Consider the following 25,849-nt stretch of genomic DNA (forward strand, 5'->3'; position numbering starts at 1 on the left):
GTGCGGGAGGGTCATCAAGGAAGAAAAAGGCTGGGCCATGGGCAATCCATCGCAGCAAGTCAGGGGGTGAAAAGGCAACACGACTACGCCTCGGCGAGGTCGTCCTGGCTATAGCCAGAGCCTATCGGCATAACGCCATGACATAGCGTCATGCCGAAAAACCCTAAACGAGTTGCTCAAGCGATTCAACTATCAGATCGGGCTCGCTGAGGCTGACAGGTTCGCCGTGATTATAGCCATAGGGCACCGCAATGGTCCGATACCCAGCGGCCTTGCCGGCCTGAATATCATGGCGTGAATCGCCCACCATCACACACTGCGAAGGACTGACGTCGAATTGCTGGCACAGGTGCCTGAGCGGCATGGGGTCCGGCTTCTTACGAGGGAGAGTGTCGCCTCCCAGGCACACCGTGAAGTAGCCGTCGATCGACAGGTGCTCGAGAATGGGACCAATGAACGCTTCGGGCTTGTTGGTGACGAGGCACAGGATCAAGCCTCGGCGAAACAGCTGAGACAAGGCGGTCTCGACCCCCGGATAGAGGCGGGTATGCACGCAGGGGTGCCGGTGATAGTGCTCGAGGAAGCGCTCGTGGGCGGTCTTGCACAACACCTCACTGGGGGCCTCGCCCAAGGCATCTGTCAGCGCCCGCTCCAGCAACGACCACGACCCATTGCCCACCCAGTCTCTCACGCGCGCCTCACCCGCCATGGGCAGGTCCACGTCGAGCAACGCGGCATCGACCGCCGCGGCCAGGTCAGGCACTGAGTCGATAAGGGTGCCATCCAGGTCAAAGGCCACCAACTGTGACCCATCCAGGGCCTCGCCCACAGGCATTTTCCAACCGTCGTTCACCATGTCCCTGCACTATCCCCTGCTCTATGCCCTGCACCGTCCCCTGCACGATCCCCTTCACTATGCAGAAAACGGAATGTACATGCGAGGCGCACATTCTGGCGCAACCACCGTGGTCAGCCAAGCACTTATCTGCCTATGATGGCGCTCCCCTCCCCTTTTATGGAGCTCTGCAATGAGCAAACCCACCATTGTTGTTGTCGGCGGTGGCGCCGGCGGCCTGGAACTCGTCACCCGCCTGGGCAGACGCCTGGGCAAGAAAGGCAAGGCGGACGTGGTGCTGGTGGACCGCAATTCCACGCACATCTGGAAGCCTCTGCTGCACGAGGTCGCCACCGGCGTGCTCGACTCCGGCCAGGACGAGATTTCCTACCAGGCCCATTCCGCCAGCAACGGCTACCGTTTCCAGCGCGGTACGTTGTGCGATCTCGACCGAGACACCAGAACCCTGACCCTGGCAGCCATCATTGACGACGATGGACACGAGATCCTGCCTGCCAGGCGCCTGTCCTATGACTACATGGTCATGGCCGTTGGCAGCGTCAGCAATGACTTCGGTACCGAGGGCGTCGCCGACCATTGCCATTTTCTCGACAGCCCGGCCCAGGCAGAAGGCTTCCGTCAGGCACTGCTCAATACCTTCATGCGTTACAGCACCCGGATGACCAACGATGAACCGCCCTGCATCACCGTCGGTATCATCGGTGCCGGGGCCACCGGGGTCGAGCTCGCCGCTGAGCTGCATGATGCATCACGCATGCTCAAGAGCTACGGATTCACCGAGCTCGGCCGTGAGCATCTGCGGGTACATGTGATCGAGGCGGCACCCAAGATCCTGCCGGCCCTGCCGGACCGCATCAGTCAGGCCGTGCACAAGGAGCTGGAAAAACTGGGCGTCAAGGTCCATGTGGATACCCGCGTGACCAAGGTCGACGAACATGCGATCACCACCTCGGATGATGAGCGCATCGACATCGACCTCGGCGTATGGGCCGCCGGCATCAAGGCACCCGCCTTTCTTTCGGAGCTGGGCCTGCAGACAGAGCGCAACCATCGCATCAAGGTGGCCGCGACCATGCAGAGCATTGATGACCCGCACATCTTCGCCTTCGGTGACTGTGCCAGCTGTCCCCAGCCAGACGGCAAGGTGGTACCGCCACGGGCTCAGGCCGCCCACCAGCAAGCCAGCGTCCTGTACAAGAACCTGTGCGCCGTGATCGACGACAAGCCACTGAAGGAATTCGTGTTCCGTGACAGAGGGTCGCTGATCTCCCTGGCACACTTCGATGCCATCGGCAGCCTCATGCGGGCCGCTTCCGCTCGCAGCCTGTTTATCGAAGGCAACCTGGCACGTTTCTTCTATGCGTCGCTGTACCGGATGCACCAGCGCACCATTCATGGCTCCATCAAGACCGCCATGATGGTGGTGGTCGATGGCCTCAACCGGTTCTTGAAACCACGCCTCAAGCTGCACTGATCCTGGGCCTTGGTGTGCCAGGCGCCATGCCTGGCGCACTCCAGAAAAAAGGCTGCCTGGGAAGGCAGCCTTTTTTTGGCAACAGGTCAATAAACGGCGAGTTTAGCCGTTGGCCTGGCTCTCTTCCTTGGCGTGATGATAGAGATGCACATCGCGCTGGGGGAACGGAATACTGATGCCCTCGCGATCAAAGCGGCGCTTGATCTCCTCGGTCATTTCCCAGTAGACGCTCCAGTAATCGGAAGCCTGGACCCAGGGACGCACAATCCAGGTAATGGAGGAATCCCCCATCGCATTCATGCGGATATTGGGCTTGGGCTCACTCAACACGCGGGGATCGTCGGCCACCACGCTTTCCAGCACACGGCGAACGGTATCGATATTGTCGTCGTAGCCGACACCCACCGCCAGGTCTACACGACGTGTGGCATGGGCCGAGTAGTTGACCACGGCACCACTCATCATCTGGCCATTGGGGACGATGATCTTGCGATTGTCAGGGGTGCTGAGCTCGGTGCTGATGATCTGCACATCTTCCACCGTGCCGCTGACGCCGCCTGCCTCCACGTAGTCACCGATGCGGTAGGGGCGGAAGATGATCACCATCACACCCGCGGCGAAGTTGGCCAATGACCCCTGCAATGCCAGGCCGACCGCCAGGCCTGCTGCACCGATCACCGCAATCAGTGACGCCGTCTGAATACCAATGCGGCTGATCGCTGCCAGCACCACAAAGATCAGCAGCAAGGCGTACAGGATGTTGCCAAGGAACTTGATCAGCAGCGGCTCGACGTTCGCCCGCTCCATGCCCTTGATAACAACGCGGTGTACCGCCTTGGCCACCCAACGGCCAATGATAAAGATCGCCGCAGCGGCGACCAGGTTGATCAGAAATTGCAGCCCTGTGGTGGAGGCAAATGCCACCAGAGCATCCACATTGAGCTTATCCAGAACGTCCATATCCCTCTCCTTGCTTGGCATTTTCTTCGTTATGGGGGTGGCTGCTGGGCCTGTTCCGCCGGCAGGACGGGCAAACCGCTGTCCCGCCGGGCCGTCAGCCACTGTCGTTTGCTGCGCACCGTCATGCGCTTTACGGCAGCTTCCAGGCGGCTCGCCTCACTGCGCGAACCCACCACCTCGTGATGGCGAAGGGTCAGGGGGCCCTTGCCTCGCAGCGCCTTGGCTCCCTTGCCGCTGCGATGTTGCTCCAGTCGCCTGGGGACATCCGTGGTGATGCCGGTGTAAAGGGCACCAGCGGCCGTCTCCACCACGTACAGGTACCAGCGTGCGGACGTCTGCGGCAGGTCGGCCTGGTTGCCTGCTTCGTCCCCGCTCGAGTCACGCTGCGTCGGGTCGAGCTGGGCTGGGTCAGTCCCGTCAGGATCAGCCCCGTCAGAGCCAGCCCACCCTGAGCCAGAATAGTCCGCTTCAGCGCTCAACGCGCACCGGCCAGCTGTGCCCGGAAATCGGCGAGGACACTGTCGTAGCCGTGAGGGTCGTCGCTACGCTGGGCGCCAAAGATCGCCGAGCCAGCCACAAAGGTATCGGCACCGGCGCGGGCGATCTCGGCAATATTGTCGACCTTGACGCCGCCATCGACCTCCAGGCGAATGTTACGACCACTGGCATCAATCCGCTGACGCGCTTGGCGCAGCTTGTCGAGTGTCGCGGGAATGAAGGACTGGCCGCCGAAGCCGGGGTTGACGCTCATCAACAGCACCATGTCGACCTTGTCCATCACATAATCAAGGTAGGACAACGGCGTCGCCGGGTTGAACACCAGGCCAGCCTTGCAACCACCGTCACGTATCAGCTGCAGCGACCGATCGATGTGCTCCGAGGCTTCCGGGTGGAAGGTGATGTAGGTGGCACCGGCGTCGATAAAGTCGCCAATCAGGCGATCCACCGGCTTGACCATCAGGTGTGCATCGATCGGGGCAGTGACGCCATGCTTGCGCAGGGCCTCACAGACCATGGGGCCAATGGTCAGATTGGGCACATAGTGATTGTCCATGACATCGAAATGGACAATATCGGCGCCGGAGGCAAGCACATTGTCCACCTCCTCCCCCAGCCGGGCGAAATCGGCGGACAGAATGGAAGGCGCAATCAGAAAATCGTTCATGACATCCCTGCTGGCAAGAGACAAAAAGCGAGCGGCGCCGCACAGCGGTCAAGGGTGCCGCCACCTGACGAAAATCGCATTCTAGCAGCTGGGCCGTGGCAGGGCAGCGTTAACCAATGACATCCTTCGCCGCAACAGCGCCGTCATGGCTTGCAACCTATTCACATCTTATCGCCTTATATAGCCAAACGTTTTAAGCAGAAGGATTGTCATTACCAAAATTTAGGTTTAGCCTGCGTATCGTTCCCGGAGTTCCTGCAACGCTCTTGCATCCCCGGGCACGGCACTGGCGCAACCCTCGCGCACCCTCTCGCAGTCCTCGCCAAGCATTATCGAACGGCTCTCGAAGGACTCGCGACATTCTCTGACGTCAAGGAAGCCTGACATGAAGCTGTCCCCGATCCTTCGCCGTACCGCCCTGTCCCTCGCCCTGGCTACAGGCCTTGGTGGCACCATGGCCTCGCCGGTAATGGCCGAGGACAAGGAGCTGCTCAACTCTTCCTATGACATCGCGCGCGAGCTGTTTGCCGCCATCAACCCAGCCTTCCAGGAACACTGGCAGGCCGAGCACGACGACACCCTGACGATCAAGCAGTCCCACGGCGGCTCATCCGCTCAGGCACGTGCCATCCTGCAGGGTCTCAAGGCCGATGTCGTGACCTACAACCAGGTCACCGACGTTCAGGTCCTGGCGGATGCAGGCCTGGTCGCGGAAGACTGGCAGAGCCAGCTGCCCAACAACGCATCCCCCTACTACTCGACCACCGCCTTCCTGGTCCGCAAGGGCAACCCCAAGGGCATCGAGACCTGGGAAGATCTGGCAGCCGAGGGCGTCGAGCTGGTGTTCCCCAACCCCAAGACCTCCGGCAACGGCCGCTACACCTATCTGGCTGCCTGGGGTTCGGCCGAACGTAACTTCGACGGTGACGAAGAGCAGGTTCGCCAGTTCATGAGCGACTTCCTCGGCAACGTCAAGGTGTTCGATACCGGCGGCCGCGGCGCGACCACCAGCTTTATCGAGCGCGGCATTGGTGACGTGCTGATCAGCTTCGAGTCTGAGGTCAACAACATCCGTGACGAATACGGCAGCGACGAATACGACGTGATCGTCCCGCCTGTCAGCATCCTGGCAGAATTCCCGGTGGCCGTGGTCGAGGAGAACGCCGAGCGCAACGGCAACCTGGACCTGGCCCGTGCCTACCTGGAATACCTCTACACCGAGGAGGCCCAGCGCCAGCTGGCTGGCTTCAACTACCGAGTGCATGACGAGGCGGTGAAGGAAGAGTTCGCAGACCGTTTCCCTGCCACCGAGCTGTTCGAGGTCAAGGACGTGTTTGGCGGCTGGGACAATGCCATGGACACCCACTTCAAGAGCGGCGGCGAGCTGGACCAGCTGCAGCGCCGTTAAACGTCAAGGTTAACCATTGCCCCCATGCTGAAGGCCATTTCCCTGCCCTTAGCCCGCAAAGCCCGGCGCCATGTGCTGCCGGGCTTCGGCCTGTCATTGGGCATCAGCCTGACCTTTGTCTCGCTGGTGCTGCTGCTGCCGTTGACCGGCCTGGTGGGCCAGTTGAAGGGGCTGTCCCTTTCCGAATACTGGTTCATCATCACCGAACCACGGGTCGTGGCCAGCTACGTCACCACCATCGGCGGCGCCTTCGTCGCGGCACTGATCAATGCCGTCTTTGGCCTGCTCATGGCCTGGGTGCTGGTGCGCTATGACTTCCCCGGCAAGCGTCTGTTGGACGCGCTGATGGACCTGCCCTTTGCCCTGCCCACCGCAGTGGCCGGCATCACCCTGGCGACGCTCTACTCCTCCAAGGGCTGGATGGGCCAGTTGCTGGAGCCGCTGGGCTGGCAGGTGTCCTACACCTGGGTCGGCATCGCCCTGGCCATGGCGTTTACCAGTATCCCCTTCGTGGTGCGGACCGTGCAGCCAGTGCTCGAGGATCTGCCCAGCGAAATCGACGAGGCCGCCATGAGCCTGGGAGCAAGAGATGGCGTCGCCTTTCGTCGGGTGATCCTGCCGCACCTGTGGCCCGCCCTGGTGACCGGCACCGGCCTTGCCTTTGTGCGCTCGCTCGGCGAATTCGGCGCCGTTATCTTTATCGCCGGCAACATGCCTTACGAGACGGAAATCACCTCGCTGATGATCTTCGTCAAGCTGCAGGAATATGACTACGTCGGTGCCTCCGCGATTGCCTCCGTGGTGCTGCTGACCTCGCTGCTGCTGCTGCTGGCGATCAACCTGTGGCAAGGCCGCTTTATCCGCCGCCTGCATGGAGGACGTGGCTGATGCAACGTATCGGTGATGCGCCATGGCTCAGACGCAGCCTCATTGCGGTGGCCGTGGGCCTGTCGGCACTGTTCCTGCTGCTGCCCCTGGTCGCCATCTTTGCCCAGGCACTGGCCGAGGGGGTCGGTCCCTTCATCGCCAACCTGACAGACCAGTACACCCTGGCAGCGATCGGCCTGACGCTGTTCGTCACCCTGCTGACGATTCCGATCAACCTCGTCTTCGGGGTGATGCTGGCCTGGCTGGTCACCCGGTTTGCCTTCCCGGGACGCCGTTTGCTGCAGACACTGATCGACATTCCCTTTGCCATCTCCCCCGTGGTGGCTGGCCTGGTCTACTTGCTGCTGTACGGTCGCAACGGCTGGATCGGCGGGTGGCTGGATGCCCACGACATTCAGCTGATGTTTGCCTGGCCTGGCATCCTGATGGTCACCATCTTTGTCACCTGCCCCTTCGTCGCGCGGGAACTGATTCCGCTGATGCAGGCACAGGGTTCCCGTGAGGAGGAAGCCGCCGTCACACTGGGCGCCAGAGGCTTCACCCTGTTCCGCCGGGTGACCCTGCCCAACATTCGCTGGGCGTTGCTCTACGGCGTGATTCTGACCAATGCCAGGGCGGTCGGTGAATTCGGTGCGGTATCGGTGGTGTCTGGCGCCATCCGCGGTGAAACCAACACCCTGCCGCTTCACGTAGAGCTGTTGTACCAGGATTACAACACGGTAGGCGCCTTCGCCAGCGCCGCCCTGCTAGCCCTGATTGCCCTTCTCACCCTGGCCGCCAAGGCCATGCTTGAATGGCGCGCCACGCGCCGGGAGGCCCTGACATGAGCATTCATCTGCGCCACATCCAGAAGCACTTTGGACGCTCCCAGGCGCTGTCTCCTATCGACCTGGAGATCCGCAGCGGTGAGCTGATCGGCCTGCTCGGCCCGTCTGGCTCCGGCAAGACCACGTTGCTTCGGATCATTGCCGGCCTCGAGACCCCCGATGACCATCGAGACTGCCGCATCCTGTTCGGCGAGCGCGATGTCACCCAGGTCCATGTGCGCGATCGCCGCATCGGCTTCGTGTTCCAGCACTACGCGCTGTTCCGCCACATGAGCGTTTTCGACAACGTCGCCTTCGGCCTGACCGTTCTGCCCCGCGCCGAGCGCCCCTCCAGTGCCGAGATTCGCTCCCGGGTGATGCAGCTGCTGGAGATGGTCCAGCTGTCGCACCTGGCAGAGCGGTTTCCCGCGCAGCTGTCCGGTGGCCAGCAGCAGCGTGTCTCTCTGGCTCGCGCCCTGGCGCTCAAGCCGGAAGTCCTGCTGCTGGACGAACCCTTCGGTGCGCTGGATGCCAAAGTTCGTCAGGAGTTGCGCCGCTGGCTGAGGCACCTGCACGATGAGCTCGGCTTTACCAGCGTCTTCGTGACCCATGACCAGGAAGAAGCGCTGGAGTTGTCCGACCGCGTGGTGGTGATGAGCAATGGGCGTATCGAGCAGGTCGACACGCCGGATACGCTCTATCGGGCGCCCCGCAATCGTTTCGTGTTCGAATTCCTCGGCGACGTCAATCATCTGGAGGGAGTCGTCCAGGACGGCGTGCTGACCTGCGGTGATGCCCGCCTGGCGGTCGACCTCGAGGACGGACGCCAGGAATTGCTGCTGCGCCCCCACGAGGTTCAGGTGGCCCTGCAGGCACAGGCGGATGCCCACCTGCCTGCCAGCGTGATGTCGATAGTGCCGGTGGGTGCAGAAGTCCGTGTAGAGCTCAGTGCCGATTGGATGAGCGAGCCGTGGATGGCCACACTAAGCCACCAGGACGCCGAGCGCCTGTCCCTCAAGCGCGGCATGCGCGTGCACGCCCTGCCCAGACGCTGGCATCACTATCCCGACGCCCAGGAGGCCCCTGGCACCCAGGTGCGCCCGCAGCAGGTTAGCGCCTGACGCCATCAGGCGCCTTAAAGGAACTTTTCCCTGCGCTTGCCCTTCTGATAGGCGTATCATCGCGCAGCCCGGACACACGCTGCTGCTGCAGCGGCGTGACCGGCCGACGCGTTTTTGCGACTTTCAGATACCATGACAAGGAGTTCACCCCTATGCTTCGTCGCCTGTTGAAGGGCGCAGCTGGCATGGCCATGCTGCTTGCCCTCGCCGCCTGCTCCAGCCCCCACCAGCTTCAGCCTGATCCCCAGCGCAGCGTGGCCGTTCCCGCGTCCGGCTCTGGCCAGGCAGTCACCGTAATTGCCGCCGATGACCGTCCTTCCGACGTGCTCGGCACGCGAACCGGCAGCGCCAGCTCGACGGCGACCATCACCGTCAGCCCCCATGAGATCGTGCCGCGGCTGCAAGCCGAGGCGGAGCGCGCCGTGCGCGACATGGGCTTCGCCCCTACCGCTGAACCGGCCCCGGGACGTCCCACCCTGACCCTGACGCTGAAGCAGCTCAGCTACCAGCGCGGCCAGAGCCAGCCACTGGTAGACGAAGCTCGCCTGGAGAGCGTGATCGAAGCGGTGGCCACCAACGATGGTCAAACCTACACCGGCACCTACACCTCACGACGCGTGCAGAGCTACGCGGTAAAACCTGACAAGGCGACTAATCAGCGCATGGTCACGGACCTGCTGTCCGACGGACTCAATCGCGCCTTCGCCGACCCCCAACTGGGCCAGCTGCTGGCTCGCTAAGCCCTCCTGTCATTGCCGGTTACCGGTCCAGGCTTGCCGGTCCAGTGGCCGGCAAGCGCCTTCGTTGTGCGCTAGCGTAACGACCTACCGATGCTGCGCTGGCTCGTCGGTGACAGGCCCCCGCCGCACCAGCGCCCACACCGACTCCTGAAACCCGTTATCCTCACGCTCACCATCTTCCAGGTGGGTGACGATGAAATTCGGGTCGAACAGGCGACGAATCTCCTCATCGCTGACGTTGTAGGGCGGCCCGTCCTCGCCATCTCGTCGCAGGCTGACCAGCAACCCTCGTGCTCCAGGCGGAATCAACTGCGCCAGGTGGAAGGCGTAGCGCTGACGCGTCGCCTCGGGTAAGGCGATCAGGGCGGCCCGGTCGTAGAAGGCACCAATCTCCGCCGCCTGGGCGATGTGAAAGTGGAAGAAATCGCCGCACCAGAGCTCGATGCTGCCCTGGCGCTGGATGGAAAATCCGTCCTGCTGATAGCGCGACACCTCACCCGGTCCTTCCTCCACAAACTGGGCCAGGGCGGCTTCGGCCAGCTCGATGCCCAGCACCGGGTGCTGATGCTCGGCTAACCAGCGCATGTCGAGGCTCTTTCCGCACAAAGGCACCAGTACCTTGGTACCCGGTGTCGCGCCGAGAAGCGGCCAGTGCCGTACCAGCGCCGGGTGCACGCTATCGCGATGAAAGCCGATCCGGCCTTCCTCCCAGCGCTTCAGCCAGTGTTGTTGCATGGGCGGTCTCGCTTAGAACCAACGATCGCGCTTGCGGCGACGACGGGGCAGGTGCGGAACGATCAAACCGACGATCAGGCCAGCACCGGCGACACCGCCACCGTACATAAAGTAGCGCATCAGCAGGTCTTCCTTGCGGGTCTCCAGACGCGCTTCTAGATCCCGATTGACTTCGCTGATCTCGTCAAAGGAGCTCTCCAGCTCGTGATTGCGCGCCTCCAGCTCAGTAATGCGCTGCTCACGCACCTTAAGCGTCTCTGTCATGGTACTGGTGCGTTCTTCCCAGCTTTCATTAATGCCGTCGAGCTCTGCCGTCAGCTCTTCCACTCGCGATTCGAGTTGAGGCAGCTGGTCGCTGGCACTGGGCGTTTCCTGCAGCTCGCTGCTGGGCACCCACACCACATCGCCACTGGAACTGCGCACCTGTGAATAGTCACCGGAGGTGTCGAGCAGACTGACTGGCTGGCCCGCCGTCAGCGTGCCAACGATGCGGTAGCCATCGGTGGGGCCGCTGCGCACATAGGTGGTCAGTTCATCCGTGACCCACCTGGCGTTGCCATCGTCCTGGGCCATCACCGGCAAGGCACTGCTGGCGAGCGCAAGGCCAAGGGTCACTGTCTTGAGAAATTGCGTTTTCATGCCGTCTTTCCTGACTAATCTGGGCTCGGTTACGACGCTTGTGGCGCTGCACTGGCATCCTGCCAGCTCACCAGCGCGCAATGAGAATAGGGTCGCTCGCTGTGCGGCGCGGCCGGCGTGCCGGCGCGTGCCATGCTTGCCAAGGAGGCTCTCAAGGGCTTTCTTGGCAACTCGACACAGGACAGCGACGAGGTGAAAAACGTTCCACAACAGCTGTGGACAACTGTCGGGAAAACCGCTGGACATCGCCGCGCCCGGGGCGCGTCGCCTGGGTTTGACTCAAAACGGTCACAAAATAATCACCCGCCTGTCTGGCTCGCAGGCAAGACTACCACATCGCAGGGCTCTCGCCTCCCGTGAGCAGCCCCTGCCACAGCGCGGCCCAAGCCGTGCCGGCAGACAGGGGCCCACTGGCCCCATCCCCGGTCGGTGCGTATAATATGCCCCCATGCGCCACGGCCGTTCGGCCGCCAGTCTCGCGCCCGATTACCCACATTCACGTAACCAGGCCTGCCTGATGCACTTCGGGCCGGGAGCCCGACCACCGTTATGACGAAGAAGCTCTTCATCAAGACCCACGGCTGCCAGATGAACGAGTATGACTCCGCCCGCATGGCGGACCTGCTCGGCGAATCTCATCAGATGGAGCTGACCGACAACGAGCAAGACGCAGACGTGATCCTGCTCAACACCTGCTCGATTCGCGAGAAGGCCCAGGAAAAGGTCTTCCACCAGCTCGGCCGCTGGAAAAAACTCAAGCAGTCGAACCCCGACCTGGTCATCGGCGTCGGCGGCTGTGTGGCGAGCCAGGAAGGCGATGCCATCCGCAAGCGTGCTCCCCACGTGGATATGGTGTTTGGTCCGCAGACCCTGCACCGCGTGCCGGGCATGCTGGATGCCAGCCGCGCCAATCAGATCTCGGTGGTGGACGTCACCTTCCCCGAGATCGAGAAGTTCGATCACCTGCCCAAGCCAAGCTCCGATGGTGCCAGTGCCTTCGTCTCGGTGATGGAGGGATGCTCCAAGTACTGCACCTTCTGCGTGGTGCCCTACACCCGCGGCGAAGAGGTCTCGCGGCCCTTCGAGGCCGTCATGGATGAGGTCTTCCACCTGGCCGACCAGGGCGTTCGCGAAATCAACCTGCTGGGGCAGAACGTCAATGCCTACCGTGGCATCAACGACGATGGCGACGAGATTGACCTGGCCGAGCTGATTGCCTGCGTGGCGGCAGTGGATGGCATCGACCGCATCCGCTTCACCACCTCCCACCCGGTGGAGTTCAGTGACAGCCTGATCGAGGCATACGCCGACATCCCGGAACTAGTCAGCCACCTGCACCTGCCGGTGCAAGCAGGCTCCGACCGTGTGTTGGCGGCCATGAAGCGCGGTCACACGGTCGAGGAGTACGTCGACAAGATGGAGCGCATTCGCGCGCTGCGTCCCGACATCAGCTTCTCCTCCGACTTCATCATCGGCTTCCCCGGTGAAACCGAAGAAGACTTCGAAGCGACCATGGACCTGATTCACCGGATCGGCTTCGACGTCTCATTCAGCTTCGTCTATTCCGCGCGACCGGGCACTCCGGCAGCGGCGCTGGAGGACGACACGCCAGAAGAGGTCAAGAAGCAGCGCCTGGCCATCCTGCAGGAGCGTATCAACCAGCAGGCCATGCAGATCAGTCGTCGCATGGTAGGCACTACCCAGCGCGTGCTGGTATCCGGTTTCTCGCCGCGTGACCCGGGACAGCTGTCCGGCCGCACCGAGAACAACCGTGTCGTCAACTTCCGCGCGGCCAATCCGACCGAGTTGATTGGCTACTTTGTCGACGTGGAAATCACCGAAGCGCTGCCCAATTCACTGCGCGGCGAACTCGCCTCTGGCGAGCGCTACTGATACGCAGCCGACCCGAGGTGGCTGTCCAACACGCATCGACACCGCCTCGGATCATTGCCCTGGCCTACGCCGGGGCAGTAAGCTGACGGAACTGTTAACACCCTCTAGTCATCAACCACGGATTTTTCTCGCCTTGAGCCAGCCATCGACCCAGGCCAATCGCATCATCACGCTCAACCTTGAACCCAACGAGCCGCGCCGTCTCGCCAATCTGTGCGGCCAGCGCGACGAGCACCTGAAGCTGATCGAAAGCCGGCTCGGCGTCACCCTGCGCAACCGCGGCAACATGTTCCAGCTGGCGGGCCCCGGCCCCCGGGTCAAGGCAGCCTCCAACCTAGTGGAGCATCTCTACCGCGAGACCGCGTCTACCGAACTGACCCCTGACAGCGTTCACCTGTTCCTGCAGGAATCCGGTATCGAAGCCCTTGAGGAAGAGACCGAAGAGGAGATCGGCGACGGCGAAGTGCTGATCCGTACGCCGCGTACGCTGATCAAGCCTCGCGGCTTGAACCAGCAGGGCTACGTCACCAGCATCCGCCAGCACGACATCAACTTCGGCATCGGCCCGGCGGGCACCGGCAAGACGTATCTTGCCGTGGCGGCCGCGGTAGAGGCCCTCAATCAGCAGCAGGTGCGCCGCATCCTGCTGGTACGCCCAGCCGTGGAAGCCGGCGAGAAACTCGGCTTCCTGCCTGGCGACCTGGCCCAGAAGATCGATCCTTACCTGCGTCCGCTGTACGACGCCCTGTATGAAATGATCGGCTTTGAGCAGGTTGCCAAGCTGATCGAGCGCCAGGTGATCGAGATCGCCCCGCTGGCCTACATGCGTGGACGAACCCTCAACAACGCCTTCATCATCCTCGACGAGAGCCAGAACACCACTCGCGAACAGATGAAGATGTTCCTCACCCGTATCGGCTTTGGCTCGACCGCGGTGATCACCGGTGACGTGACCCAGGTCGACCTGCCGCGCGGGCAGAGCTCAGGCCTGATTCAGGTGCTCGACGTGCTGAAGGACACCGCCGGCATTGGCGTGACACACTTCGCCGCCAAGGATGTGGTCCGCCACCCGATGGTCCAGCGCATCATCGAGGCCTATGACCTGTTCGAAGCCAACCAGGAAGCCGAGGAGCGCGCGCGCCGCGAGGCCCGCGCCGAAGAACGCCGCCAGGAACGTGCCGATCGCCTCCAGTTCAGCAATGGCAGCAACGGAGACGCCAACTGATGAGCGCCTGCGTCGATCGCCAGATCGCCAGCCACGCCGAAGCGCTGCCCGACTCGGCCCAGCTTCAACGCTGGGTCGATGCCGTGCTGGAACACTTTCCCGGCCGTGAAGATGCCGAACTGACGATACGCCTGGTCGATAGCGACGAAAGCCAGGCCCTCAATCGCGACTATCGTGGCAAGGATGCCCCGACCAACGTTCTGTCCTTTCCTTTCGAGGCCCCGCCCGGCCTCGACCTGCCGCTGCTGGGAGACCTGGTGGTCTGTCACCCGGTGGTCGAGCGCGAAGCGATGGAGCAGGACAAGCGGCTGATCGATCACTACGCTCATATGGTCGTCCATGGCACCTTGCATTTGCTCGGCCACGACCATATCGAGGACGATGAAGCCGAGGTCATGGAAAACCTCGAGCGCAGTATCCTTGCCGGCCTGGGTATTTCTGATCCCTACGCCCCGCCGGCCCCATCTCCAGATCCCGATAGCGAGGACGAGAGAGCCGACGCATGAGCGAAGACCGATCGAGTAGCCAGGCCAACAAGTCCTGGTTCGACAAACTCTTCAGCGCGCTGTCCAACGACAGCGACGAGCCCAGTTCGCGGGAAGAACTCCGTGAATTCCTGCGCCAGGCAGGCAGCCGTCTACGGCTGGAACAGGACGCCATGACCATCATCGAGGGCGCCCTGAACATCAGCGATCAGCAGGTCAGGGAGGTGCTGATTCCGCGCTCTCAGGTCACTGCGCTTGAGCTCGAACAACCGCTGGAAGACTACCTGCCCATCATTCTGGAAACCGGCCACTCGCGCTATCCGGTCATCGGCGAGAACCTCGATGAGGTCAAGGGCATCCTGCTGGTCAAGGATCTGCTGCCCCTGCTGCAGAACAACAGCGAGGAACGCCCCTTTCAGCTTGAGGAAGTGCTGCGTCCGGCCATGTTCGTCCCGGAGTCGAAGCGGCTCAACAGCCTGCTCAAGGAATTCCGCGATACCCACAATCACATGGCCATCGTGGTGGATGAATACGGCGGCACCGCGGGTATCGTCACCATCGAGGACATCCTCGAGGAAATCGTCGGCGACATCGAAGACGAACACGATACCGACGAGGAAGAGGACATTCGTCAGCTGGGTGAGGATCGCTACGCCGTCAGAGCCCTGACCCCCATCGAAGACTTCAACGAGCGCTTCGATACCCGCTTTTCCGATGACGAATTCGACACCCTTGGCGGCCTGGTCATGCAACGCTTCGGCCACCTTCCGGCTCGCGGTGAACATACCCAGATCGGCGGTTGGCGCTTCACCGTGCTCAACGCCGACAACCGACGCATTCGCTTGCTGGAAGTCGAGCCCGCCAACGCCGAAAGCGAATGATCCCCGATGCCCCGCAAGGGGCATCGCCCCTCTCCTATCTTTCGTGACCCAAGGATGGACGTTCCATGCTCGAGCGACTGTTCGGTGGCCGACTCGGTTACCTTGCTGCCCTGCTTGCCGGTGGCCTGACCACCCTGGCGGCTGCCCCCTTTGGTTGGTGGTGGCTGGCCCTCCTTTCCCCCGCGCTGGTCTACGCCGGCCTTTACCTCACGTCGCCGCGTCAGGCGCTGCTGCGCGGCTGGAGCTATGGCCTGGGGCTATTTGGCAGCGGCGCCTCCTGGGTCTATGTGTCCATCCACGACTATGGCTACACCAGCGCTCCACTGGCCTTCTTTCTGACCGCGCTGTTCGTTGCCAGCATGGCCCTGTTCGTCGCCATACCTCTGGGCCTGTTCCGGCGCCTGATGCCAGCACGCCCTACCGTCGTCGCGGGGCTTGCGGGCTTTATCGGCTTCTGGGTGCTGATGGAGTGGATTCGCACTTGGCTATTCACCGGCTTTCCCTGGCTGCTGCTGGGCAGTACCCAGGTCGACTCGCCGCTGTCGACGCTGGCTCCCCTGGGCGGCGTCTATCTGCTGTCGCTAGCCGTTGCCGCCAGTGGTGCCCTGTTGGTAGAGCTGCTGCAAAGGCGTTATCTGGCAGCACTGTCACTGGTCCTGATCTGGGCCGTGGCCGTCGTCCTGCCAAGCCACTGGACCACACCTGCTGGCGAGCCGCTCAAGGTCAGCCTGTTGCAGGGTAACCTGCCCCAGGAGATCAAGTGGCTGCCTGAAGGTCAGCGTCAAGCCGTCAACACCTATCTCGGCATGACGGGAGAACTGGAGGCCAGCCGTCCAGCCGAGCCGGATATCGTCATCTGGCCGGAGGCTGCCCTGCCGATGTTCGAAGACCAGGCAGAACCCATCATGGCCCGCGCACAGGCTGCCCTGGCACCCGACACGGCACTGCTGACGGGCATCCTGCAGCGGGATGAAGACGGCCGCTTCTACAACGCCGTATCTGCCTACGGCAACGCCAGCGGCGGCTATCGCAAGGCGCATCTTGTGCCCTTCGGTGAATATCTGCCGTTGGAGAGTGTGCTGCGCGGCGCCATCGCCTTCTTCGACCTGCCGATGCCGGCCATGACACCGGGTCCCGATCGCCAGGACCCGATGGTGGCCGCGGGGCATACCATCGGCAACGCGATCTGCTACGAAATCATCTATGCCGACCTGGTAGCCCAGCGAGCTCGCCACGCCGAACTGCTGCTGACCGTGTCCAACGATAGCTGGTTTGGCAACTCCATCGGCCCGCACCAGCATCTGGAGATGGCCCGCCTGCGAGCCCTGGAGAACGGCCGCTACGTGATCCGTGCCACCAGCAACGGGATTACGGCGATCATCGACGACCAGGGCGAGATCCTCGACCAGCTGCCACAATTCACCACCGCCAGGCTGGACGGCGAGGTGCAACCGATGCAAGGCCTGACGCCTTTCACGCGCACCGGCAGCTGGCCCACCTGGGCCCTGGCCGCCCTGCTGCTGCTGGTCGGGATCGGCTGGCGCCGCCGCACCGCCTAACGAAAGGGTGATGCGCAGCTGACCGGTGGCATCAGCCGCTAAAGGCCTATCGCCCCAACAAGCGCCAATCGCTACCAAAGACCGGCAGACAAAGCACCCGCAAACAAAACGCCGCAAGGGCCAAGGCCCTTGCGGCGTTGTCGTGACAGCCCTCGTCAGAGCGCGTCTCAGGAGGACGGTTCGTCTTCGGGAGACTCGCCCAGTACCTCCGGAATCGAGATCTTCACGAAACGTCCTGGCGCAGGTTCCAGCAAGGCCAGCTCTCCCCCTCCGGGCTGACGGGCCTCGACCATCTTGTCTGCATCCACATAGCCACCGTCCAACATCCACTGCTGCCAATGCGGCCACCAGGATCCTTCGTGGGCCTCGGCGCCAGCCAGCCAGTCGTCATGGTTGTCGGGCAGTTCGCTGTTGGTCCAGTAACCGTACTTGTTCTTGTGGGGCGGGTTGACGATCCCGGCAATATGCCCGGAGCCACCAAGCACGAAGGTGACGGGCCCCTTGGGCAGCAAGGCCCCGTAGTAGCTGCTGTTCCACTTGGCGATGTGGTCTTCACGGGTGGCGACGAAGTAGCTGGGGGTCGATACCTTGCGCAGATCAATCTTGACGTCGTCCAGCTCGATCCCGCCCGGCTCAACCAGCAGGTTTTCCTGGTACAGGTGGCGCAGATACCAGCCGTGAGTGCCCGCCGGAAGATTGGTACCGTCCGTGTTCCAGTACAGCAGATCAAAGGCGGCAGGGTCCTCGCCCTTGAGGTAGTTGTTGACGTAGAACGACCAGAACAGGTCATTCTCGCGCAGCAGGTTGAAGGAATACGCCATCACCCGGCCATCAAGATAACCGTCCTGCTCGAGCTTGGCTTCAATCCCTTGCAGCACCGGCTCGCTGAGGAACACGCCGATTTCCCCAGGATCACGAAAGTCCTGCAGCGTCGCCATGTAGGTGACCGACTTGGCCTTGCGCCCGCGCCGGGTGCTGGTCAGGTACGCCATGGTCGACGCGGTCAGGGTGCCGCCAATGCAGTAGGAGAGGAAATTGGCCGACTTCTCTCCGGTAGCCTGCTCGATGCCATCCAGCGCCGCGATGGGCCCCAGCTGCATGTAGTCCGCCCAGGTCAGGTCGCGCTGCTCGGGGCCTGGGTTGCGCCAGGAAATCAGGAAGACGGTATGCCCTTGGTCCACCAGCCACTTGACCAGCGAGTTTTCCGGGCGCAGGTCCAGCACGTAATACTTGTTGATCCAGGGAGGAACGATCAGCAGCGGTGTCTTGAACACCTTTTCCGTGGTGGGCGCATACTGAATCAGCTGGATCAGCTCGTTTTCCATGACCACGGCGCCTTCGGACACCGCGATGTTGCGGCCGACCTCAAAGGCACTGCGATCGGTCATGGTCACGTTCAGACCTTCGGCAGAGTTGGCCAGGTCTTCGCGCAGTCGCGCCAGACCATCCACCAGATTCTGACCGCGGGTTTCCAGGGTCTTGCGCATGACCTCCGGGTTGGTCGAGACGAAGTTGGTCGGTGACATGGCATTGACCATCTGGCGAGCGTAGAACGACAGATTGCGCTTCTCGCCAGGGGTCAGATCGTCCAGCCGGTCCACCAGGTTCTCCACAGTGCTGGAGAACAGCAGATACTGCTGCATGATGGCGTTATAGGCCGGGTCGCTGGTCCAGGCCTCATCCTTGAACCGGCGATCCCCCCGCGAGGGAGTCACCAAGGGCTCCAGGGCGCCGCCGCTGGCGGCAGACATGGCTTGCTGCCACAGCGCCAGCTGATCCTGCATCAACTTCGTCTGGGTCTCCCATAGCAAGGTGGGATTACGCATCAGCGACTCCGCACCCGCCTGGAAGCTGTTGCGAATATCTTCCATCACCGAGTCGGCTGCATCACTCGGTACCATGCGTGAAAGAAAGTCCTCCATCAGTGCCTGGTACTCTGCGCTCAGCACTGACAACTGGCTGCCCCACTCTTCAGGGTTGTCCATTACCTGCTCACCTGCCGCCATGGCGACCTCCTCTCCACTGCCCCGCACACAGGATGGCTCACCGTTCGCCGGCCGGCATCGCGGTATCCACCCTCATCTTGTCATGGTTGTTTGATGCGTAAGGGCAAGGGCCCACCGGACCCCTGCCCTTTGCTGGCTGTCGCTTGACCGACCGCCAGGGTGACACCGCGATCAGGACGTGCGCTTGCGACTCGAGGTCGCCCTGGCGGTGCCTGTCGACTTGGTAGATGCAGTAGCACTGGAGGCTGCCTGCGACGCTTGCTGGGCGGTCTTTTCCGCCGCTTCGGTAACCTGCTGGGTGGCCTTTTCCACGGCAGACGTCGCCTGGTCCCGTGCCTGGGTGGCCTGTTCGGCAAGCTGCTGGCCGGACTCGGCGAACAACGTCTCCAGTTCTGTCTTGAATTCAAGGCTGAGCTGGCTCATGGCGCGGGCATCTTCCAGCATCTGCGCCGACAGCTCGTTGAGCATCTCGGCCTGACGGGTGGAGAAGTCGCGCAGCCCCTCGGCATCGTTGATCTCGGTGGCATCACGCATGCGCTCGGTGCCCATCTGGCTATAGCGCTTCATCGATTCCATCTGGTACTGGGACATCTTTTCCATGTTGTCCAGCATCAGGGAATTAAGCTTGCGCATCGGCTCGAAGAACTGACGAGTCTGCTCGCTGAAGTTGTCGAACATCTTGTCTTGCATGACCAAACCTCCTGGAAGTCCTGTCGATGAACCCTGTCCAAACAGCCTGTTCATTCAGCATTTCGTGTCAATGACGCCGTCGCGTCAGCGCACCGGATGTTCTTCATGCAGGCTCTTCATGCGGACTCCTCATGGGGGCATTGCGCCCCTTTGAAGTCACATGACGCCTGTCGTTCCAGGCGACCGCCATGGCTCTGCATGGCAACTGCAGGCCAGCCTGACGTTGCTCCTGGCGCGCGCCATCAGCATCATTGTTGCAACGCAACAAAGGTCAGTCTGGCACACACAGGATGACAGTGCCATGACATCCCCTCGAGCTGCGCGAATATGCATGGGACACTCGTCACCGGCATCGCCGCGCCTGTTGCCATGGCCAAGCCGTCAGCCCTTGTCCTTGCTGCCGGACCTGGCACTGGCACTGCCTGTCCGACGAGACGCACTGCTCGACCGAGCGGTGCTGCTGGATCGCGACGCCGATCCCGACTCCTGCTCCGAGTCGCTCGAGGAGCTCGATGTACTGCGCGCACTCTGAGCCGCCTGAGTCAGCATATCCATCATCATTTTCTGATAGTTGCCAAAGCTGGCCAGACCCTGGGACAAGCCCTGTTGCAGAGCAGGTTGCTGCAGGAAGGGCTGCATCAGACTCATGGGGTCATAGCCCTCGACACCGGATTCCATCTGCCGCTGAATGCGATCAAGCAGGTCCTGCTGGAAGGCCTCGATATTGGGAAGCCCCAGTGCCTGACGGAATTCTTCTGGCGTCAGATCGAACTCGACGTTGATTTTCATGCTGGCCTCTTACTCCCTGGTCGATATGTCGACGTTGCGTCGGCGCTAGGGGAATATCACATCAGCGATATCGACGGCGACTGTCCTGACCAGCGCCACCCTGCGCAGCAAGCACAAGACGCAATAAGCAAAAGATGCCTTGCTTCGTCATCTTCCTTTCACGCCATCTTGAGTGTAGCAGTCCTGTCACGCTCCGCGATTCAGCGTAACCGTGGGGTGCTGACGGAAACCTCGCTATTCTGTGCGCGATGGCGCAACAGGTGGTCCACCAGCGTCAACGCCATCATCGCTTCGGCAATCGGCGTCGCACGAATGCCGACGCAGGGGTCATGACGTCCCTTGGTCACCACCTCTACCGGATTGCCGTCCACATCGATGGAGCGTCCTGGAATGGTGATGCTCGAGGTCGGCTTGAGCGCGAGATGAGCGATCAAGGTCTGACCACTGGAAATCCCCCCCAGCACACCGCCCGCATGATTGGACAGGAAGCCTTCCGGGGTCATCTCGTCGCGATGCTCACTGCCACGCTGTGACACGCTGGCAAAGCCATCACCGATTTCTACGCCCTTCACCGCATTGATGCTCATCAAGCCGTGGGCCAGGTCAGCATCGAGACGGTCGAACACCGGCTCGCCCAAGCCAGGCGGCAGGCCTTCCGCGGTCACGGTGATCTTGGCACCGACCGAGTCCTGATCACGACGCAGCTGGTCCATGTAGGCCTCGAGCTCCGGCACGCGCTCTGGGTCAGGGCAGAAGAACGGATTATCGTTTACCGAGGCCCAGTCGCGAAATTCGATGGCCAGCTCACCCAGCTGACTCATGTAGCCCCTCACCACAATGCCCTGACTGGCCAGGTACTTCTTGGCAATCGCGCCAGCAGCGACGCGCATCGCGGTCTCGCGGGCGCTGGAGCGACCGCCACCGCGATAGTCGCGCACGCCGTACTTGTGGTGATAGGTGTAGTCCGCGTGGGCGGGCCGGAACTGGTCCTTGATCTTGGAGTAGTCCTTCGAGCGCTGATCGGTATTCTCGATCAACAGACCGATCGATGTGCCGGTGGTCTTGCCCTCGAACACGCCGGACAGGATCTTGACCTGGTCCGGCTCGCGCCGCTGGGTGGTATGACGGGACGTGCCGGGACGCCGGCGGTCGAGGTCCGCCTGCAGGTCGGCTTCACTCAGCTCGATGCCAGGAGGACAACCATCGACGATGGCGCCCAGCGCGATCCCGTGGCTCTCGCCGAAAGTGGTGACGGTAAACAGTTTGCCGAAGGTATTGCCGGACATGGGCGCTCCTCTGTGTGTATCGCGAAAGTGTTAGGCGAACTCAGGCAAAGGACGCCGCATGGGCGTCGAGTTCATCGGCGGTCAAGGCAAACACGCCCTGACCGCCGCGCTCGAAGTCGAGCCACAGGAACGGCACCTCGGGGAAGGCCGCTTCAAGGTGATGGTCAGAATTGCCCACCTCGACAATCAGCACGCCCTGGTCCGTCAGGTGTGCTCTCGCCTCGCGCAGGATGCGCCGGACGATATCCAGCCCGTCGCTGCCGGCACCCAGTGCCAGCGCGGGTTCATGGCGAAACTCTTCAGGCATGGTGGTCAGGTCCCGCAGATCCACATAGGGCGGATTCGATACGATCAGGTCGTAGCGCTGCCCCTCCAGGCCATCGAAGACATCGCTTTGCACCGCGCGCACCCGACGCCCTACATCATGGCGATTGATGTTCGCCCGCGCCACGGCCAAGGCATCCTGGCTGATATCCGACAGATCGACCTCTGCAGTGGGCAGATATTCGGCACTGGCGATACCGATGCAGCCAGAGCCGGTACACAGGTCCAGAATGCGTCGCGGCGGCTCTTCCGGGAACCACGCCTGGTAGCCGCTCTCGATCAGTTCAGCGATGGGCGAGCGCGGAATCAGCACGCGTTCATCCACGGCAAAGGTCAGCCCGGCGAAAAATGCCTCGCCCAGCAGATAGGGCAGCGGCCGGCGATCGGTAATACGCGCGCGGACCAATGCCACGATGCGCTCGCGCTCCATCGGCAGCAAGCGGGCCTCCTGCACGCTGGGATCAACGTCCCAGGGTAGATGCAGCGCGCCCAGCACCAGCGCTACTGCCTCATCCCAGGCGCTATCGGTGCCGTGGCTGTAGGTCAATCCGGCCAGATGAAACTCACTGGTGGCCCAGCGCAGGCAGTCGCGCAGGGTGATCAGACCATCGGCAAGTTCGCCGTCGGCGAGCACCAGCGTGGAGGAAGCGTCGCGCCCTTGGGCAGGAAGGCGCGTGGATGAGGGGGCAGAAGAAGAATCAGCCAAGGGGGAATCCTGTCGAGCGGGTTCGCGATGGGGCTATCCGGCCTTGCAGCACGCGCTGCAACAGGCAATCGGCGTAGCGAAATGGACTGTCCGGCATTGTATCCGCGCCAGCGGTTCACTGCCACGACGAGCGCGGTATACTGACCGCCCCATTCACGCACTTGAGGCCCCGATGAGCCACCGCCAGCCACCGCCCGACGACGACATCAACGCGTTTCGCCAGGCCCTGGAACAGGCGGGAGTCCGTCGCATCCGGCACAATCGCGCTGATACCGGCAAGCCGCGCACCACATCGCATCCACAGCGGGACCAGGCCGCCGCCGCGAGACGCGCGGCCGCGGTCAGTGCCGGGGATGACGTGGCGACGGGGCGCACCTCCGACGGTCGGGTAGAGCCGGTACGTCCTTCCGAGTATCTCGATTTCGCATTGCCTGACCTGCCCTACCGGACGCGCAGCCAGCTGAAGCGCGGATTGATCCAGTGGGAGGGTGGGCTCGACCTGCACGGCTACAGCCTGGAAGAAGCCCGGGCTGAACTTGAGAGCTTTCTGCGCGATTCCGTCGCCAGCGGCCATCGCTGCGTGATTGTCGTCCATGGCAAGGCCTGGGGCGCCACCGCGGATTACCCGGTGATCAAGAGCCACGTCAATGCCTGGCTCAGGGAGTGGCCAAGCGTGCTGGCGTTCTGCTCCGCCACCGATGCCGAGGGCGGCACCGGCGCGGTGTACGTGCTCCTGCGCAGACGTGGCCACACCCCGTAGGAAAACGCCGCATAAATTGCTGCGCTCGACATCTCGACGGCTGGCGTTACTCAAGATCCTCATTTAACCGCTCGTAAACTCCGGACTTTCCGTTCCGGCAGTAGCCGACCTGCCATCGCTCGCTACATTTCTGCGGCGCTTCCTTGGGGCACACCGCATCACTGCCTGCGCTGGCGATCCGCCGCCACGTAATCGCCAGTGATGCGCTTAGCGACGCACCTCGGCATGCTCCACCAGGCCACAGGTCTCGATACGATCCAGCGCCTGGCAGGTCAGGTGACGTCCCAGCCGAATCAGGTCTCTGGCCCGGTGGAACTCAAACGACCCACACACCGTCTTGGGCACCTCCACCAGAATATCGGGCGGGTATCCCGCTTCCTTGTAGCGCGCCAGGGCCGCCTGGGTGATATCGAATGAGGTGAGGATGGTGGCCAGGCGTCCCCAGTCCTTGGGACCCAGCGCCGCCGTGCCCCGCTCGGCGCGATCCGCCTCGGCCTCGGTATTGGCGCTGTCCAGCAGCCGACGTACCAGCGGCGTCCCTTTCGCCTCGTGTCTTCGATCCCCCTTGCGTCGTTCGTCCTTCGAGGGGGAAGACGCAGGGGACGCCGACCCAGCACGTGACTCGTCACAGCTGGGACAATGGGTCGGCAACAGTTCTTCCAGGGTGACCAGCTGCGGACTGTTGGCCGTGACGTTGACGGCCATTACCAGGTCCGCGTGTACCGAGACATTGGAAATGATCGGCAAGGGATTCAGCAGGCCGCCATCCACCAGCAGGCGTGGCCCGTCCTCCACCGGGGTAAACACCCCCGGGATGGCAATGGAGGCGCGGATAGCCTTCAGCAACGAACCGCGCTGAAACCATACCTCGCGCTGGCGCACCAGGTCGGTGGCCACCGCAGTGAACGGTATCGGCAGATCTTCAATGGCCACATCACCGATGAAGGACTCGATCTTGCTCATGACCTTCTTGCCCTGCATGGCGCCCATGGAAGTGAAAGACATGTCGAGCAGTCGCAGCACCCCGAACGAGCCCAGCTCCTCCACCCACTGCCGATAGTCCTCCAGCTTGCCCGCGGCAAAGATCCCCCCGACCAGAGCGCCCATGGAACACCCCGAGATAGCGACGATCTCGTACTCGCGCGCGGCCAGCTCCTGCAGAACACCGATGTGGGCGTAGCCTCTGGCTCCGCCGCTGCCCAGGGTCAGAGCGATGCGCTTGCCGGGCAAGCCCGGCGGACAGTCGTGGCGATAGGTCGTCATGGCGTGGCCCTCCTGCCGCTTGATGTCGGCGGGTCGTCCCCGAGTCCACGGCAAGGTCGAGGGCTGGGCAATGACCGTCCTGCCGACGCACGATGATCTGACAGGCTCTGGCGAATACGGCTGCCTCGAACCTGTCTATCAGATTAGTCCACCCCTGCGTGGAAACACTTACACCGCTGATCACGGCGCAGCCGCTTCGAGGCCGGCATCTGGTACGAGCGGCTGACGCCCCACGCCATGCCCATGCCGGAGCTTGCCGGGCCAGCTAGGATGAAGCGGCGGGACCCCCGGGGTCGCCTAAGGCACTGACGATGGTGTCTGCCACCGCCTGCACATGGCTGGGCGAAGCATGCAGATGATGCCCGCCCTCAAGCACGTGCCGTGTCAGCTGGCGAACCCGTGCCCGCGCCGCAATGCCGCGGGGGCTGTCGCCGAGGATACCGTCGCGTCCCTCGATCAGCAGTACCTCGCAGGCAATAGCCTCAAGCAGGTGGGCGACCTGCTCGTCGGTCAGCCTGACGGGAGAGGGTCGCAGCAAGCGTGGATCAGTGCGCAGCTGCAGCTGCCCATCGTCCGCTGGTGCCAGATTGCGCGCCACAATGTCACGAACCGTCTCGGCATCCACGGGCGTCGCACCACCGACGACACGTGCCTCCACCGCGCTGTCGAGATCCGCATAGCGGGGGGAGCGGGACCGCCGGCGACGGTGCGCCTTGAGCGACCGTCCGAGTTGCTGGGCGGTCTCTTGCGGTGCGGTCGTGAGAGCTCCCAGGCCGTCGATCAATACCAGGCGTTCGACCCGCTCGGGCAACGCAGCGGCCAGCAGACAGGCGACCCCTGCCCCCAGCGAATGCGCCAGCAGCGGTGCGCGCTCCAGCCCCAGATCGTCCATGGCGTCCAGCAGGTCATGGCAGTAGTCCCAGATGGCGTAATCGAGACTCCCGGCCAGTGGCCGTGACAACCCGTGGCCCGCCATATCGATGGCCACGATGCGTATGCCAAGGCGACGTGCCAGCAGCGGCGCGAGACGACTGAAGCTGGCCGCGTTGTCGAGCCACCCGTGCAGCGCCAGCCAGGTGGGCGCCCCCTCTTCCCCCCAGACCAGCGCAGCCAAACGCCCTTCAGCCAGGCGCCCTTCAGCCAAACCCAGAGCAGCGCCTGTCGAGGTCATGGCGGTTGCCGTCGTCGGA

General features: G+C 62.8%; 25 protein-coding genes. 12 read left to right on the forward strand and 13 right to left on the reverse strand.

Annotation, left to right across the window (positions count from 1 at the left end):
• Window positions 1-163: 163 nt before the first annotated feature.
• Window positions 164-856 carry a phosphoglycolate phosphatase gene (locus tag JF545_RS13845; RefSeq protein WP_242520867.1) on the reverse strand — a complete coding sequence of 231 codons (693 nt, stop codon included), beginning with the start codon at window positions 854-856 and terminating at the stop codon, window positions 164-166.
• A gap of 172 nt (window positions 857-1,028) precedes the next feature.
• Here JF545_RS13845 and JF545_RS13850 point away from each other — a divergent pair, with 172 nt between their 5' ends.
• Window positions 1,029-2,330 carry an NAD(P)/FAD-dependent oxidoreductase gene (locus JF545_RS13850; protein WP_206943006.1) on the forward strand — a complete coding sequence of 434 codons (1,302 nt, stop codon included), beginning with the start codon at window positions 1,029-1,031 and terminating at the stop codon, window positions 2,328-2,330.
• A gap of 102 nt (window positions 2,331-2,432) precedes the next feature.
• On the opposite strand, the gene JF545_RS13855 is transcribed toward JF545_RS13850, so the two are convergent.
• The 3 genes from JF545_RS13855 to rpe are packed head-to-tail and all read right to left on the reverse strand — an operon-like array spanning window position 2,433 to window position 4,455.
• Complete coding sequence (locus JF545_RS13855; protein ID WP_206943008.1) at window positions 2,433-3,290, reverse strand: mechanosensitive ion channel family protein; 858 nt, start codon at window positions 3,288-3,290, stop codon at window positions 2,433-2,435.
• 29 nt (window positions 3,291-3,319) lie between these two features.
• Window positions 3,320-3,769, reverse strand: a complete 450-nt coding sequence (locus JF545_RS13860; protein WP_347401336.1) for a GIY-YIG nuclease family protein — start codon at window positions 3,767-3,769, stop codon at window positions 3,320-3,322.
• On the reverse strand, window positions 3,766-4,455 hold the full coding sequence (gene rpe, locus JF545_RS13865; protein ID WP_206943009.1) for a ribulose-phosphate 3-epimerase: 690 nt from the start codon (window positions 4,453-4,455) through the stop codon (window positions 3,766-3,768). Before rpe ends, JF545_RS13860 begins: the two co-directional genes overlap by 4 nt.
• 385 nt (window positions 4,456-4,840) lie before the next feature.
• Here rpe and cysP point away from each other — a divergent pair, with 385 nt between their 5' ends.
• The 5 genes from cysP to JF545_RS13890 all read left to right on the forward strand — a co-directional run bounded on the left by cysP (window position 4,841) and on the right by JF545_RS13890 (window position 9,418).
• A complete protein-coding gene (gene cysP / locus JF545_RS13870; RefSeq protein ID WP_206943011.1) occupies window positions 4,841-5,863 on the forward strand; it encodes a thiosulfate ABC transporter substrate-binding protein CysP in 1,023 nt (340 codons plus the stop codon).
• A 24-nt stretch (window positions 5,864-5,887) separates the two neighbouring features.
• Window positions 5,888-6,751: a sulfate ABC transporter permease subunit CysT gene (cysT, locus tag JF545_RS13875; protein ID WP_206943013.1), complete on the forward strand. Its 864-nt coding sequence runs from the start codon at window positions 5,888-5,890 to the stop codon at window positions 6,749-6,751.
• On the forward strand, window positions 6,751-7,578 hold the full coding sequence (cysW, locus tag JF545_RS13880) for a sulfate ABC transporter permease subunit CysW (RefSeq protein ID WP_206943014.1): 828 nt from the start codon (window positions 6,751-6,753) through the stop codon (window positions 7,576-7,578). Before cysT ends, cysW begins: the two co-directional genes overlap by 1 nt.
• A complete protein-coding gene (locus tag JF545_RS13885; RefSeq protein ID WP_206943015.1) occupies window positions 7,575-8,678 on the forward strand; it encodes a sulfate/molybdate ABC transporter ATP-binding protein in 1,104 nt (367 codons plus the stop codon). Before cysW ends, JF545_RS13885 begins: the two co-directional genes overlap by 4 nt.
• Before the next feature lie 152 nt (window positions 8,679-8,830).
• Window positions 8,831-9,418, forward strand: a complete 588-nt coding sequence (locus JF545_RS13890) for a YajG family lipoprotein (RefSeq protein WP_206943016.1) — start codon at window positions 8,831-8,833, stop codon at window positions 9,416-9,418.
• 84 nt (window positions 9,419-9,502) lie between these two features.
• On the opposite strand, the gene JF545_RS13895 is transcribed toward JF545_RS13890, so the two are convergent.
• Both JF545_RS13895 and JF545_RS13900 read right to left on the reverse strand, forming a co-directional pair.
• Window positions 9,503-10,153: a thiopurine S-methyltransferase gene (locus JF545_RS13895; RefSeq protein ID WP_206943017.1), complete on the reverse strand. Its 651-nt coding sequence runs from the start codon at window positions 10,151-10,153 to the stop codon at window positions 9,503-9,505.
• Window positions 10,154-10,165: 12 nt separating this feature from the next.
• The gene (locus JF545_RS13900; RefSeq protein ID WP_206943018.1) at window positions 10,166-10,792 is read right to left on the reverse strand and encodes a TIGR04211 family SH3 domain-containing protein; all 627 of its coding nucleotides are present in this window, start codon (window positions 10,790-10,792) and stop codon (window positions 10,166-10,168) included.
• A gap of 549 nt (window positions 10,793-11,341) precedes the next feature.
• Here JF545_RS13900 and miaB point away from each other — a divergent pair.
• The 5 genes from miaB to lnt all read left to right on the forward strand — a co-directional run bounded on the left by miaB (window position 11,342) and on the right by lnt (window position 16,835).
• Entirely contained in the window at window positions 11,342-12,685 is a 1,344-nt protein-coding gene (gene miaB, locus JF545_RS13905; protein WP_206943020.1) for a tRNA (N6-isopentenyl adenosine(37)-C2)-methylthiotransferase MiaB, read from the forward strand.
• A 133-nt stretch (window positions 12,686-12,818) separates the two neighbouring features.
• Window positions 12,819-13,910, forward strand: coding sequence for a PhoH family protein (locus JF545_RS13910; protein WP_206943022.1), 1,092 nt, complete (start codon window positions 12,819-12,821; stop codon window positions 13,908-13,910).
• Window positions 13,910-14,416 (forward strand): rRNA maturation RNase YbeY, encoded by a 507-nt coding sequence (gene ybeY, locus JF545_RS13915; protein WP_206943023.1) that lies wholly within the window; start codon window positions 13,910-13,912, stop codon window positions 14,414-14,416. The genes JF545_RS13910 and ybeY overlap by 1 nt, the downstream gene beginning before the upstream one ends.
• Complete coding sequence (locus JF545_RS13920; protein ID WP_206943026.1) at window positions 14,413-15,276, forward strand: HlyC/CorC family transporter; 864 nt, start codon at window positions 14,413-14,415, stop codon at window positions 15,274-15,276. The genes ybeY and JF545_RS13920 overlap by 4 nt, the downstream gene beginning before the upstream one ends.
• Before the next feature lie 65 nt (window positions 15,277-15,341).
• Window positions 15,342-16,835 (forward strand): apolipoprotein N-acyltransferase, encoded by a 1,494-nt coding sequence (gene lnt, locus JF545_RS13925; RefSeq protein WP_206943027.1) that lies wholly within the window; start codon window positions 15,342-15,344, stop codon window positions 16,833-16,835.
• Window positions 16,836-17,002: 167 nt separating this feature from the next.
• Here lnt and phaC read toward each other — a convergent pair whose 3' ends face one another.
• The 5 genes from phaC to prmB form a co-directional block, all read right to left on the reverse strand.
• The gene (gene phaC, locus JF545_RS13930) at window positions 17,003-18,820 is read right to left on the reverse strand and encodes a class I poly(R)-hydroxyalkanoic acid synthase (protein WP_412098099.1); all 1,818 of its coding nucleotides are present in this window, start codon (window positions 18,818-18,820) and stop codon (window positions 17,003-17,005) included.
• A 192-nt stretch (window positions 18,821-19,012) separates the two neighbouring features.
• A complete protein-coding gene (locus JF545_RS13935) occupies window positions 19,013-19,531 on the reverse strand; it encodes a phasin family protein (protein WP_206943031.1) in 519 nt (172 codons plus the stop codon).
• 381 nt (window positions 19,532-19,912) lie between these two features.
• Window positions 19,913-20,320: a hypothetical protein gene (locus JF545_RS13940; RefSeq protein ID WP_206943032.1), complete on the reverse strand. Its 408-nt coding sequence runs from the start codon at window positions 20,318-20,320 to the stop codon at window positions 19,913-19,915.
• Between the two features lie 200 nt (window positions 20,321-20,520).
• Window positions 20,521-21,606, reverse strand: coding sequence for a chorismate synthase (gene aroC, locus JF545_RS13945; RefSeq protein WP_206943033.1), 1,086 nt, complete (start codon window positions 21,604-21,606; stop codon window positions 20,521-20,523).
• Window positions 21,607-21,646: 40 nt separating this feature from the next.
• Entirely contained in the window at window positions 21,647-22,636 is a 990-nt protein-coding gene (prmB, locus tag JF545_RS13950; RefSeq protein WP_206943034.1) for a 50S ribosomal protein L3 N(5)-glutamine methyltransferase, read from the reverse strand.
• Window positions 22,637-22,808: 172 nt separating this feature from the next.
• On the opposite strand from prmB, the gene JF545_RS13955 reads away from it, so the two are divergent.
• Window positions 22,809-23,396 (forward strand): Smr/MutS family protein, encoded by a 588-nt coding sequence (locus JF545_RS13955; RefSeq protein ID WP_206943035.1) that lies wholly within the window; start codon window positions 22,809-22,811, stop codon window positions 23,394-23,396.
• Between the two features lie 207 nt (window positions 23,397-23,603).
• Here JF545_RS13955 and JF545_RS13960 read toward each other — a convergent pair whose 3' ends face one another.
• Window positions 23,604-24,659: a patatin-like phospholipase family protein gene (locus JF545_RS13960; RefSeq protein ID WP_206943036.1), complete on the reverse strand. Its 1,056-nt coding sequence runs from the start codon at window positions 24,657-24,659 to the stop codon at window positions 23,604-23,606.
• Between the two features lie 265 nt (window positions 24,660-24,924).
• Window positions 24,925-25,830: an alpha/beta fold hydrolase gene (locus JF545_RS13965; protein ID WP_206943188.1), complete on the reverse strand. Its 906-nt coding sequence runs from the start codon at window positions 25,828-25,830 to the stop codon at window positions 24,925-24,927.
• Between the last annotated feature and the right edge of the window lie 19 nt (window positions 25,831-25,849).

The sequence above is a fragment of the Halomonas litopenaei genome, assembly GCF_017303055.1.
Lineage (GTDB): Bacteria > Pseudomonadota > Gammaproteobacteria > Pseudomonadales > Halomonadaceae > Halomonas > Halomonas litopenaei_A.